The sequence below is a fragment of the Allobosea sp. genome (genome assembly GCF_017308075.1).
Lineage (GTDB): Bacteria > Pseudomonadota > Alphaproteobacteria > Rhizobiales > Beijerinckiaceae > Allobosea.
This window is the reverse complement of sequence record NZ_JAFKFX010000032.1, coordinates 91,117-103,153: the sequence shown is the minus strand read 5'-3', so window position 1 is coordinate 103,153 and position 12,037 is coordinate 91,117. Positions and strand designations below refer to the sequence as shown.

Sequence of the window (12,037 nt, the reverse complement as noted above, 5' to 3'; positions counted from 1 at the left end):
CGCAAGAAGCCCCGGGGTCGAGCTACGCTCGCCCGGGCCCACGACCGATGGCCCGTTCGGCTGGAAGCGCTCTACTGGCGCCAGGGCGCCTTGCGGGCCGAGCGGTTCACGCGCTCGACATCGCTCTGCGACAAGGCGAGATCGGACAGCGCCTGGTCGTCCATGCGGTAGAGGGCACGCGCGCTCGCCCGCCTGGCGAGCCAGTCCTCGAAACGCAGCAGCAGCCCGGAAAGGCCCATAGCGGCATGCTTCTCGGCGAGTTGGGATAGATTTTCTGTGGCGGTCCTGGCCGGCATGGCGGCCTCCTGTCATGGCGATTATGCTCATGAATCTGCGCCTTGCGGACCAGCCGAGCAAATGAGAACTTCTACGCTTCCGCCCAAGCTGAACTTGGCCAGTCAATGTCCCGTCGCCAGCTTCCGCCACTGACCGCGCTGCGCGCCTTCGAGGCGGCGGCGCGGCATCTCAACTTCGAGCGGGCCGGCGACGAGCTGGCGGTCACCGCAAGCGCCATCGGCCAGCAGGTCCGGGCGCTCGAGAGCTGGCTGCGGCGCCCCCTTTTCACCCGGCTGCCGAGCAAGGGCGTAGCGCTGACCGCCCTCGGCGAGCGCTATGCCACCACGATCTCGGGCCTGTTCGACCAGCTCGACGAAGCCACGGCGCAGGCGATGCGTCCCGATGCCTCGACCGCGCTGACGGTCAGCACCATGCCGAGTTTCGCCCTGAGCTGGCTGATCCCCAGGCTCGGCTCGCTGAAGGAGCGCCATCCCGAGCTCGAAGTGCGGATCTCGATCTCGGCGCATCTGACCGATTTCGGGCGCGAGGATGTCGACGTGGCGATCCGCTTCGGCCAGGGTGTCTATCCCGGCCTGCGCTCCGACCTGCTGATGGAGGAGCACTTCTTCCCCGTGTGCAGCGCCGCGCTGCTCGGCAACCCTCAGCGCCCCTTGCGCGAACCCTCCGACCTTCGTCATCACACTCTGCTGCACGAGGCGGCGGAGAGCATTCCCGGCTACATCACTTGGCCGCGCTGGCTCGCCATGGCCGGCGTCGATGGGGTCGATTCCGCTCAGGGACCCCGCTTCTCGCACACCTTCCTGGCCTTGCAGGCTGCCGCCTCGGGCCAGGGCGTCGCGCTCGCGACCAGCGTGCTGATCGGAGATTATCAGGATGCGGGCCGCCTCGTCCGGCCCTTTCCGCATCAGGTCAGGAGCCCCTACCAATATTATCTGGTCTGCCCGGAAGCCTCGGCCGAGCGGCCGGCGATCGCGGCGTTCCGCAATTGGATACGAAACGAGGCGAAGGCCCACAACGAACGGCACTGACCCGGATCGCCGGGATCAGGCGCCGGGCTCCGGTCGGATCACCGGCAATTGCTGCAGCCGCGCCACGGCATGGTCGAGGAACACCCTGACCTTCGACGCCAGCTGCTGGCCGCCTGGTACGACGAGCTGGACCGGCGCGGCCGCGGGCTCCCATTCGCGCAGCAGCCGGATCAGCGTGCCTTCCGCGAGATCCGGCGCGACCTGATAGGACAGCGCCCGTGCCAGGCCGCGCCCGGAACGGGCCGCGATCAGCACCGACTCGACTTCGTTGACGATCAGGCGTGGCGTGATCGTCACGCCGGCGTCGCGGCCGCTGCCGGCGAAGCGCCAGAACAGCGTCTGGCCGGCGGCGATGCTGGCGATGGTGTCGTGCCCGGCAAGATCGGAGGGCCGCTGCGGGATGCCACGCCGCGCGAGATAATCGGGAGACGCCACCAGCACCCGCCTGACCTCACCGACCTTGCGGGCGACCAGCCGCGAATTCGGCAGCGCCCCGATCCGAACGGCCAGGTCGAGCCCCTCCTCGATCAGGTCGAGATTGCGGTCGGACAAGGTCAGCTCGACCTGCACCTCGGGATGAAGGTCGAGGAACTCGGCCACGATCGGCGTGACATGGCGCCGGCCGAAGGCGAGCGGCGCCGTGATCCGCAGGACCCCGCGCACCGGCGCGCCGGCGACGTCCGACAGCGAGGCATCATATTCCGACAGGATCCGCCGCGCCGAGGCCGCCAGTTCCCGTCCGGCTTCGGTCGCCATCAATTGCCGTGTCGTGCGCGCGATCAGGCTGACACCGGCTCGCCTTTCGAGGGCGGCGAGCGCCCGCGTCACCGCCGGGCGCGAGCGTCGCAATTGCCTTGCCGCCCCGGCGAGGCTGCCCGTGTCGATGATCGCGACGAAGATCGAAAGCTCGTCGAGACGGTCCAGCTTCGTTGCTCCGAATGGAATTCTGATTTGCGACGATACTGTCTTTCGACCGTCAGGCGAAACAATCAGATTTGCCGGGCAACAAGGAGGTCCCCATGTCCGGCTCCCGCATCGTCCTGCACGGCACCGCTCTCTCCGGTCACACCCACCGGGTCGAACTCCTCCTGCGCGCATTGGAGCTGGCGTTCGACTTCGTGCCGGCGCCGGCGGAAGTCCGCCGGGCCGAAGCCTTTCGCGCCCTCAACCCGTTCGGCCAGATCCCGGTGCTGCAGGATGGCGACCTCACCCTCGCCGACAGCAACGCCATCATGGTCTATCTGGTCAGGCGCTATGCGCCGCAGAGCAACTGGCTGCCGGACGAGCCGGTCGCGGCAGCCCAGACCCAGCGCTGGCTCTCAATCGCCGCCGGCGAGATCATGCACGGGCCGGCCATCGCCAGGCTGATCGCCCAGTTCAACTTCCCCGACGAGCCGGGCCGGGCCGAACGCATCTCGACCCGTCTCCTCGCCTTCATGGATGGGCATCTCCAGGATCGCAGCTTCCTCGCCGCCGGGCATCCGACGCTGGCCGATCTCGCCTGCTACTCCTATGTCGCGCATGCCCCGGAAGGCGGCATCGACCTCGCCCCCTATCCAGCCGTCGGCGCCTGGCTCGCCCGCGTCGAAGCGCTGCCCTTCTTCAAGCCGATGCCACGCTCACCCGTTCCGGCGAGGGGGTGACCGCGATGGACGGGCAGCCTTTCCACCCGGGCGAGCTGAAGGCGCAGGCGCTTGCCGGGCAAAGCTCACGCGGGACCGGAATCCGCAGCTTCATGCCGGACCAGCATCGGGAGTTCTTCGCGCTGCTGCCCTACATCTTCGCCGCCGGACTCGACACGGCCGGCCATCCGATCGCGACCGTGCTGACCGGCGAAGCAGGCTTCGTCACCAGCCCGTCGCCGACCGAGCTTGCGATTGCCGCCCGGCCCGCGGCGTATGACCCGGCCATGGCGGCCTTCGCGGCCGGAGCGCCGATCGGCCTCCTCGGACTGGATTTCCGTACACGTCGGCGCAACCGTGCCAATGGCAGGATCACCGCGCTCACCGACGGCGGCATGACGGCCGCGATCGGCGAAAGCTTCGGCAACTGCGCCAAATACATCCAGGCCAGGCAGCACGAAGCCGTGCCGGCCTCGGCACCGACGACCGAAGAACTCGCTGGTCTCGCCGCGGCGGCCAGAAGCCTGATCGCGCAGTCGGACACGCTCTTTATCGCCAGCGCCTCGAAAAGCGGGGTCGATATCTCGCATCGCGGCGGCCGGCCGGGCTTCGTCGCCGTCGAGGGCGACCGCCTGACGGTCCCCGATTTCGCCGGCAACAGCTATTTCAACACGCTCGGAAACCTGCTGCTCGAACCAGCCGCCAGCCTGCTCTTCATAGATTTCTCGAGCGGCGATCTCATCCAGCTCCAGGGCGAGACCGAGATCGTCTGGGGCGGGCCGGAATGCGACGAACTCGCCGGTGCGCAGCGGTTCTGGCGCTTCCACAGCCAGCGCGGCTGGAGGCGCCGGGAAGCGCTGTCGTTGCGCTGGTCCGCCCCGGAACCTGCCCCCACCACGCTCGCGACGGGGCGCTGGCGGCCGACATCAGCGGCCGCCGGCTGACCGCTCAGTACATCCGCCCGCCATCCGGAACCGGCAGCCCGGGCCCGATCAGCACGACCTCGCCATCGGCATCGGGAATGCCGAGCGTCAGCACTTCCGACATGAACTTGCCGATCTGGCGCGACGGGAAATTCACCACCGCCAGAACCTGCCGGCCCGGCAGGTCCTCGGGCCGATAGTGCCTGGTGATCTGTGCCGAGGACTTCTTGCGACCAATCGTGCCGCCGAAGTCGATGACGAGCTTGATCGAAGGCTTGCGCGCCTCGGGATAGGGCTCGGCCTCGACGATGGTGCCGACGCGGATATCGACCTTGAGGAAATCCTCGAAGCCGATCGGCGCTGCGGGCTCGGACGACGTGCTCAAAATTCCTCCCAACCGCGATCATTGCTGGCGAGAACCGGCTTGCGTGGCACCGCATGGCCGTTGCTAGCGGCCGCGCGCGTCGGGCGCGGCGCCGGTGCCGGTGCCGGTGAAACGTTCGCGACCTCAGCCATCCTCGCGGCCATGGCCTTGAGCGCGGTCACGTCGCCACCGAGCTTGAAGCGCGAGACCAGGGCGGCGAGGCGGTCGGCCTCCTGCGCCAGCGCCTGCGAGGCGGCAGTCGACTGCTCGGCCATCGCCGCGTTCTGCTGCGTCGCCTGGTCCATCTCGTTGACGGCGGTGTTGACCTCCTGCAGCCCCGTCGCCTGCTCCCCGGCAGCCGAGGCGATCTCGGCGACGAGCGAGGTGGCGCGGGTGATCTCGCCGGACATGCGCTCGAGCGCCTTGCCGGTCTGCCCGACCAGCGCCACGCCCTTCTCGACCTCGACCGAAGAGGCGGTGATCAGCCCCTTGATCTCCTTGGCGGCATCGGCCGAACGCTGGGCGAGCGCCCGCACCTCGGAAGCGACGACCGCGAAGCCCTTGCCGGCATCGCCGGCACGCGCTGCCTCGACGCTGGCGTTGAGCGCCAGCAGGTTGGTCTGGAAGGCGATTTCGTCGATCACCCCGACGATCTGCGAGATCTCCTCGGAGGATTTCTCGATGCCGCCCATGGCGGCGACCGCCTCGCGGACGATCTGGCCGGACTGCTCCGCCTCACCCTTGACCTGGGTCGTCGCCTGGCTGGCCTGGCGCGCGCCTTCGGCGGTCTGGCGCACCGTCGCGGTGAGCTGGTCGAGCGCGGTCGCGGTCTCCTCCACGGACGAGGCCTGCTGCTCGGTCCGGCTGGCGAGATCGTCGGCAGCCTGACTGATTTCGCCGGCGCCGGCCTTCATGCTCTCGGTATTGTTGGCGATCTGGCGCATCGTCTCTTCGAGCTGAGCGATCGCCGCGTTGAAATCCTGCTTCAGCTTGGCGTACTCACTGCTGAAGACGGCATCGATGCGATAGGTCAGATCGCCAGCGGTCAGGTGCTCGAGACCGGCGCCCAACTCCGCCACGACAACGGCCTGCTTCTGCGCCTCGTCGCTGCGCTGCGCCTCGTTGAGGCTGCGCTGCGTATCCGCGGCACGGCGCTGCTCGCTCGCATCGGCTTCGGCCTGGGCCTTCTCGGCCTCGACCTGTTGCTTGGCCAGGGCCGCATCGCGGAACACGACCAGCGCCCGCGCCATGTTGCCGACCTCGTCCTGGCGCTCCTGATGGGCGATCGCGACCTGAAGATCGCCAGCGGCGAGCGCGCTCATGTTCTCGGACAGCCCTGCGAGCATGCGTGAGGCACGACGGCTCAGATAGAAGACCAGGCCAAACATCAGCAAGGCAAGCGGCACGAGCACGATGGCGACGTCCCGGACCAGCTCGGCGAAGGCCGTGTCGACGCTATCGAGATGCGTCCCGGTCCCGATCACCCACTGCCATTTCGGCACGGTGGCGACATAGGACATCTTCAACGACGGATCCTTGTCCCCCGTCTTCAGCCAGTGATAATCGACGAAGCCTTCACCCCGAGCCTTGCCGAGCTCGACCATGTCCTTGACGAAGAAGCGGCCATTGGCGTCCTTGAAGCCCATCATGTCCGACCCGACCAGCTTGGGGTTGGCATGGGCAATGTTGACGCCGTCGAAGCGCACCACAAACAGGTAGTTGCCATTGTCGAAGCGGGCATTGGCGATGGCGTCGATCGCCAGCTTCTGGGCGTCCGCCTCCTTCAGCTCGCCCTTCTCGACCCGCGCAAGATAGGCGTTCACCGTGGAAGCCGCCGCCTCGACGATCTCCTTCACCTCGGACCGCTTCAGCTCCACCAGATCGATACGCGCCTGATTGAGCGTCACCGCGACGCTGACCACCGCAATCACGGCGGCGAGAATCGCGACCACGCCGAACGAGCGGCCGATCGACAGCAAGGCAAATTTCTTCAGAAGGGGCATGCGCGGGCCTCGGAGGAGAGATGCCGCACAGTTGCCAGAAATCGCTAAGGGCCACTTAATGGCGCCACGTTTCCGCCACGATAGGGCGCGGCAGCTCAGATCGCCGTCGCGTAGCCATCGCCTTCTTCGCTGCGCATCCGCTCCCTTCGGCTCTCGCGCCGGCCGCCGCATAGCGCCCGCGCGAGGCCGCGCAGCGGCGCGGTGAGCCGGTGCACATCCTCGACACGGGCCATGATCCGGCCGGCGGATTTCAGCTCGCGATCGAGCTTGGCCATCGTCCGCGACAGCTCCGGCTCGTCATCATCGAGCCAGGTCTCAGCGACGCGGCTCATCAGCAGCACCGCGCCGCGGACCCTGACGGCACCGAGGCTGTCCTCGGTCGGGATGCCCGCCGAGGCCAGCAGATAGCGCCAGGAATTCACGGCGTTGCGGCCGAGCGCCGCCAGCGCCAGCGGGTCACGCCGCAACGCCGGCATCACGGCGCGCAGCCCGGCCTTGTAGGGCGCCAAGGCGTCGAGCCGGCGCATCACCAGATCGAAGACGCGCTCCTTGTAGCTTTCCTCCATCAGATCGTCGGAGTTTCCCGCCAGCACCGCGTCGTCGGCGATCCGCCCGAGCCCGCCGAGAATGGCGAGCTTGGAAGGGAACAGGCCACGCATCTCGGCCAAGCTCAGCCCGGCCTCGCGGGCGATGTCGGGCAGTTCGATCTCGTCCCAGGAGCGATTGGCCGCGAGCCGGAACAGCGCATTGATCACGGCGCGGCGCGGATCGGACTTCGGGGCCGCCGGTTTCGCGGCGGCCGGCTCGGCTTTGGGGGAAGCGGGCTTGCGTGCCATCGGATTCTCCTGTCGCCTGCTGATGCCCTGAATCTAGGCTCCGCAGGCGCCGGATGAAAGGCCGCTCAGCCGGAAAGCTCTTCAGCGCGACGTTTGGCGGCAGCAACCGCACGCCGCATCAGCAGCGGCATGCCGTCCTCAGCCATCAGGACCTCGAGCGCGGCGGCGGTCGTGCCGCCCGGCGAGGTCACATTCTGGCGCAGCGTCCCCGGAGCAAGATCGGACTGGAACAGCATCTCGCCGGCGCCTTCGACCGTCGCCCGCGCCAGCCGCCCCGCCAGATCGGCCGGCAGGCCGGCAGCTGCGCCGGCAGCCGCGAGGCATTCGACGAGATGGAAGACATAGGCAGGCCCGGAACCCGAAACCGCCGTCACGGCATCGATCAGCCCCTCGTCACCCAGCCATTCGACCTTGCCTATGCTGCCGAGCAGCGCGTCCGCCATCTCCCGCTGGCCGGCGCTGACGCCGGGGCCGGCGGCGGCGGCGGTCACGCCGCGCTGCACCGAGGCCGGCAGATTCGGCATGGCACGCACGATCGCCCCGGCATTGGGCAGGCGCTGGGCGAGATCGCCCAGCGTCTTGCCGGCGAGGATCGAGATCAGAAGGGTGCGCGGGCCGATCAGCGCCTGCACCGACGGCGCCGCAGTGTCGAGCATCTGCGGCTTGGTCGCCAGCACCACGACCTCGGCCGGGGCGACCGTCGGTGGGTTGACCGTCATCCCCTTTTCCGCAGCCAGCGCCGACATGGCATCGCTGATATGCGGGTCGACCAGGGTGATCCCCGGCCCCTTCATGCCGATACGGAGCCAGCCCTCGAGCATGGCGCCGCCCATTTTGCCTGCGCCGACGAGCACGAGGGATTGCGGAAGCTGGCTGGACATGGGCGTCTCTCTTGTCGATGCCGCGCGTCATTCTCGGGCGCAGCGAAGCGAAGACCCGGGAATCTCCTTCCGGAGACGCTCGGGTCAAGCCCGAGCATGACGCGCAATGGCGGTCCTCGACAAGCCTATGCTTCGCCGACCGTCTCCAGCATGGCGCCCTCGAGCCCCTCGCGGGCGCTCTTCCCGGCCCAAACGACGAACTGGAAGGCCTGGAAATAGCGCTCGCAGGCGTCGATCGCCGCCTTGATCATCCCGGCGGCCTGCTCCTCGGTCGGCTCGGCGCCGCCCGAGAGCAGCAGCGCATGGCGATACATCACCACGTTCTCATTGCTCCACAGGTCGAAATGGCCAAGCCAGAGCTGCTCGTTGACCAGGCTCACCAGGTTCAGGACTTCGGTCCGGCGCCGATCCGGCACCCTCAGGTCGAAGGCACAGGCGACATGGATCGACTCCACTTCCGAGAGCCAGGTGATGGCGACATGGTAGTCCGCCCAGCCGCCGGTGACGGCGACGGAGAGCTCGTCGTCGCTGTCGCGGTCGAAGCTCCAGTGGTTGAGGGCGGCAAGGCGTTCAATCAGATCGAGAGGATTGGAAGGCCGATCACTCTCGGCATCCAGATCAAGGTCCATCATGCCCAGGGTCCAACTGCCGGCGCCCTGCCCGCAAAGCAGGTCCGACGCGTTTGAGAACAGGAACACGGCGACTGGGAAAAGCGTAAGGCACACAACCCGACTGAACGACCGCGAGCGGCCGCCGGATCATCGGAAAGCTTCGCGGGACGAAGCCTGCCGACGAATCACCTCTCTTCATCGACGATAGCGCAGGCGGTCAACGTGCCCAACACGCTATCCAAGCTCGGCGGATTCGACCGTCGGCTCAATCCCCTCGCGGCGCTGTCCACAGCGCGAGACATGCGAGGGGAGCAGTTCAGTCCTTCGCGGACTTGCCCTCGAGCGCGGCGAGGCGGGCGGCGAGCTTCTCGTTCTCATCGCGCGCCAGCAGCGCCATCTCGCGCACCGCCTCGAATTCCTCGCGGGTGACGACGTCCATGTCGCGCAAGAGCCGCTCGATCTGGGTCTTCACCACGGTCTCGACCTCCCGGCGTACGCCTTGCGCCGCCCCGGCGGCGTCGGTGGCCAGACGGGCGATGTCGTCGAGGATGCGGTTGCTGGTGCTGACCATGGCGGCCTCCGGCGCTGCGGCGCCCTGCGCGCCTTGAACCGGAGATATGGCGAAGGAGCGCGCCAGGCGCAATCGCGCGCTGCGGGACGCTGCGATTTCGTCGCGGGCGACCGCTTCGTCCGACCGGCTCGCCAGCCCGTCGGGTCCGCGCTATCCATGTTCGACCAGCATCGCCGGACGGTTCCTGCCATGGCTCTGCACTTCTCGCCCGCCGAGTTCGCCCGCCGCCGCGATGCCCTGCTCGCCGCGATGGCGCGCGACCGGCTCGACGCCGCCTTCCTGTTCCAACAGGAATCGATGTTCTGGCTCAGCGGCTACGACACGTTCGGCTTCTGCTTCTTCCAGTGCCTTGTCGTGAAGGCGGACGGCACCATGGCGCTGCTGACCCGCTCAGCCGATCTGCGCCAGGCACAGCACACCTCGAATCTCTCCGACATCCGGATCTGGAAGGATGGCCGCGACGCCAACCCCGCCCGCGATCTGCTGGAACTGGCGCGCGAGATGGGACTCGCCGGCAAGCGCATCGGCGTCGAGTTCGAATCCTACGGCCTTGTCGCCGCCAATGGCCGCAAGCTCGAAGCCGCCTTCGCCGGCATCGCCGAACTCGTCGATGCTTCTCTTCTGGTGACGCGACTGAGGGCGGTGAAATCGGCGGAGGAGATCGTCCATGTCCGCCGCGCCGCTTCCCTCTCCGACGCGGCCGACAAGGCGGCGCTCGACCTGATCCGCGCCGGCGCCGACGAAGGCGAGATCCTCGCCGCCCAGCACAACGCGATCTTCTCGGGCGGAGGCGACTATCCCGCCAACGAGTTCATCATCGGCTCGGGCCGCGACGCCCTGCTCTGCCGGTACAAGAGCGGCCGCCGCAAACTCGACACCGACGACCAGATCACCCTCGAATTCGCCGGTGCCGACCGGCACTACCATGCCGCGATCATGCGCACGGTCGTGGTCGGCAGGCCGCGCCCGCTGCACCTGCGCTATCACGAGGCAGCGAAAGCCGCGCTGCTCGCCTGCGAGGCGGCGCTGAAACCCGGCAACACCGCCGGCGACGTCTTCGCCGCCCATGCGAGCAGCTTCGACGCCCATGGCCTGTCAAGCCACCGGCTCAACGCCTGCGGCTACTCGCTCGGCGCCAAATTCACCCCGTCCTGGATGGATTGGCCGATGTTCTACGAAGGCAATGACTGGGTACTGGAGCCCGGTATGGTGATGTTCGCCCACATGATCCTGATGGATTCGGAAAGCGAGACCGCGATGTGTCTGGGCCGGACCTATCTCGTCGGCGAAACCGGCGCCGAGGCGCTGAACCTGCCCGATCTCGACCTGACTGTGCGCTAGACAAGGCGACAGATTCGGGCCGTGGCGCGGCAAGAGCGACGAGGTGACAAGGGGGACGTCCCGCCGCGACAGCCAGTCAGAGCGCGCCAGCCTCGCGTTTTTCAGCGTTCCATCGTTCGGCGGAGCGCGCTCCCATCAGGAAGATCGCGCCCATCGCCAAATCGACCAGCGACATCAGGAAACCTGGCAACGCGATCTCGCCCAAGCGCCAGGAAATCAGCATCAACAGGCAGAACACCGCCTTCGAGAGGCCGAAGATCGTCAGCACGGGAGCATCGAGCATCGGCCGACGCGCCTGCCAAAGCCCCACGAGCCCGAACAGCAGAATATTGCTGGCGACGAAGCCACTGTGCAGGAATGGCACCGAAGCCGGCAGACCTGCCATTCCGCCGAATGTTTGCGGCATCAGAAACGTGAAGAAGCCCATCAGATTATAGGCGACGGTAAAATAGAGCGTCCGCCGCAACAGCTTTTCCGAGATCGTCATTCTGGCTCCCTCCAGAAAACCGACGGCGGCCGAGCCGCCTGCACGCAACTTGTCGAAGCCGAGCAGTGTCCGGTCCGGGCGCTCCGTATTGAAGGCGCCTCTCCCGCTCTCCTGCCATCGAAGTAGTCGTAGCGCCCTTGCTGGCCATCGTTTCGCGTGGAGGATGCCCCAGCCTGATCTCGGCGCACGGATCCCACCGCGGGTCCCCGGCGATCTCCACAAAAGCCTTGCTTCCCGTCATCGTCGCGCAATGCGGTACCGTCCTCGCAAACCTCTCGTTCGCCAACCGGAAACTGCCCGTTTCAGCTGGTCTTGTGACCAACGCGGCGAACCGACAGATCAAATCGCCGTACTGCATCTAATCGGGTCGGATTTCGGGCACGAGCCGGATGTTTCACTTTACCGCGACATGATCTAGAACGAGCGAAGCAGGGAAGACCAAAGCAATCCGAGCCCGACAACAAACAGGGCGGGAGGCAATATGTCGAATTATCGTTCCGCCCCTCTCCTCGGGGCTATCGCCGCGCTTGCGCTCGCCGGCTGCCAGGAGACCACGACGGCAGCCCGCCCGCGGGTCGATGCGCCAGGCGTCCCCGTCTCCGTGCAGAGCATTTCCGGCGCGCCGGATCAGGTCACCACCGCCTTTGCCGGCCTGCTCGGCGAAGCCGCGGCCGAGCGCCGGATGGAGATCGTGCCTGGCGACAAGCCCGCCCGTTTCCGGGTCCGCGGCTATCTGACGGCGCAGCCCACTGCTGATGGCCAGACCGCGCTCGCCTTCGTCTGGGACGTCTATGACGAGACCAAGAAGCGGGCACAGCGCGTCCAGGGCGAGAGCATCGGCCGCGGCAGCGGTGGCAGCGACCCCTGGGCCGGCGTGAACCAGACCATTGTCGCCAAGGCCGCCTCCGATTCGATGGACGCGATCGCCGGCTTCTTGACCACGGCGCCCGCGGCGGAAGCCAAGCCGAACGCACGCGAGGCCACCCGCACCGCCCAGGCGGCGCCGGCGAAGCGCCGCTGACCTTAGGTCGCCGACCGAACACCCGAGGCCGATCGGCCACAGAGCGCGTGCA

General features: G+C 67.6%; 14 protein-coding genes. 5 read left to right on the top strand and 9 right to left on the bottom strand.

What is annotated here, in order from left to right; translation table 11 throughout:
• Positions 1-71 precede the first annotated feature (71 nt).
• Positions 72-296 carry a DUF1127 domain-containing protein gene (locus J0J10_RS15145; protein ID WP_291647272.1) on the bottom strand — a complete coding sequence of 75 codons (225 nt, stop codon included), beginning with the start codon at positions 294-296 and terminating at the stop codon, positions 72-74.
• Between the two features lie 105 nt (positions 297-401).
• Here J0J10_RS15145 and J0J10_RS15140 point away from each other — a divergent pair, with 105 nt between their 5' ends.
• Positions 402-1,325: a transcriptional regulator GcvA gene (locus J0J10_RS15140; RefSeq protein ID WP_291647271.1), complete on the top strand. Its 924-nt coding sequence runs from the start codon at positions 402-404 to the stop codon at positions 1,323-1,325.
• A 15-nt stretch (positions 1,326-1,340) separates the two neighbouring features.
• Here the strand turns inward: J0J10_RS15140 and J0J10_RS15135 are convergent, their stop codons facing one another.
• On the bottom strand, positions 1,341-2,249 hold the full coding sequence (locus J0J10_RS15135; protein ID WP_291647346.1) for a LysR family transcriptional regulator: 909 nt from the start codon (positions 2,247-2,249) through the stop codon (positions 1,341-1,343).
• 95 nt (positions 2,250-2,344) lie between these two features.
• Between J0J10_RS15135 and J0J10_RS15130 the strand changes: the two genes are divergently transcribed.
• Both J0J10_RS15130 and J0J10_RS15125 read left to right on the top strand, forming a co-directional pair.
• Positions 2,345-2,968, top strand: coding sequence for a glutathione S-transferase (locus J0J10_RS15130; protein WP_291647270.1), 624 nt, complete (start codon positions 2,345-2,347; stop codon positions 2,966-2,968).
• Positions 2,969-2,973: 5 nt separating this feature from the next.
• Positions 2,974-3,891, top strand: coding sequence for a pyridoxamine 5'-phosphate oxidase family protein (locus tag J0J10_RS15125; RefSeq protein ID WP_291647269.1), 918 nt, complete (start codon positions 2,974-2,976; stop codon positions 3,889-3,891).
• A gap of 4 nt (positions 3,892-3,895) precedes the next feature.
• On the opposite strand, the gene J0J10_RS15120 is transcribed toward J0J10_RS15125, so the two are convergent.
• The 6 genes from J0J10_RS15120 to J0J10_RS15095 all read right to left on the bottom strand — a co-directional run bounded on the left by J0J10_RS15120 (position 3,896) and on the right by J0J10_RS15095 (position 9,136).
• Positions 3,896-4,255 carry a tRNA-binding protein gene (locus J0J10_RS15120; RefSeq protein ID WP_291647268.1) on the bottom strand — a complete coding sequence of 120 codons (360 nt, stop codon included), beginning with the start codon at positions 4,253-4,255 and terminating at the stop codon, positions 3,896-3,898.
• Positions 4,252-6,237: a methyl-accepting chemotaxis protein gene (locus J0J10_RS15115; RefSeq protein ID WP_291647267.1), complete on the bottom strand. Its 1,986-nt coding sequence runs from the start codon at positions 6,235-6,237 to the stop codon at positions 4,252-4,254. The genes J0J10_RS15120 and J0J10_RS15115 overlap by 4 nt, the downstream gene beginning before the upstream one ends.
• A 95-nt stretch (positions 6,238-6,332) precedes the next feature.
• Positions 6,333-7,073, bottom strand: a complete 741-nt coding sequence (locus tag J0J10_RS15110) for a TetR/AcrR family transcriptional regulator (protein WP_291647266.1) — start codon at positions 7,071-7,073, stop codon at positions 6,333-6,335.
• 65 nt (positions 7,074-7,138) lie between these two features.
• Positions 7,139-7,954, bottom strand: a complete 816-nt coding sequence (gene proC / locus J0J10_RS15105; RefSeq protein WP_291647265.1) for a pyrroline-5-carboxylate reductase — start codon at positions 7,952-7,954, stop codon at positions 7,139-7,141.
• Positions 7,955-8,079: 125 nt separating this feature from the next.
• Positions 8,080-8,586 (bottom strand): type III secretion system chaperone family protein, encoded by a 507-nt coding sequence (locus J0J10_RS15100; RefSeq protein WP_291633345.1) that lies wholly within the window; start codon positions 8,584-8,586, stop codon positions 8,080-8,082.
• 295 nt (positions 8,587-8,881) lie between these two features.
• Positions 8,882-9,136 (bottom strand): accessory factor UbiK family protein, encoded by a 255-nt coding sequence (locus J0J10_RS15095; protein ID WP_291633343.1) that lies wholly within the window; start codon positions 9,134-9,136, stop codon positions 8,882-8,884.
• A gap of 189 nt (positions 9,137-9,325) precedes the next feature.
• Here J0J10_RS15095 and J0J10_RS15090 point away from each other — a divergent pair, with 189 nt between their 5' ends.
• A complete protein-coding gene (locus J0J10_RS15090) occupies positions 9,326-10,477 on the top strand; it encodes a M24 family metallopeptidase (RefSeq protein ID WP_291647264.1) in 1,152 nt (383 codons plus the stop codon).
• Between the two features lie 76 nt (positions 10,478-10,553).
• Here the strand turns inward: J0J10_RS15090 and J0J10_RS15085 are convergent, their stop codons facing one another.
• Positions 10,554-10,964: a hypothetical protein gene (locus tag J0J10_RS15085; protein ID WP_291647263.1), complete on the bottom strand. Its 411-nt coding sequence runs from the start codon at positions 10,962-10,964 to the stop codon at positions 10,554-10,556.
• 481 nt (positions 10,965-11,445) lie between these two features.
• Between J0J10_RS15085 and J0J10_RS15080 the strand changes: the two genes are divergently transcribed.
• Positions 11,446-11,985 carry a hypothetical protein gene (locus J0J10_RS15080; RefSeq protein WP_291647262.1) on the top strand — a complete coding sequence of 180 codons (540 nt, stop codon included), beginning with the start codon at positions 11,446-11,448 and terminating at the stop codon, positions 11,983-11,985.
• The last annotated feature ends 52 nt before the right edge of the window (positions 11,986-12,037 follow it).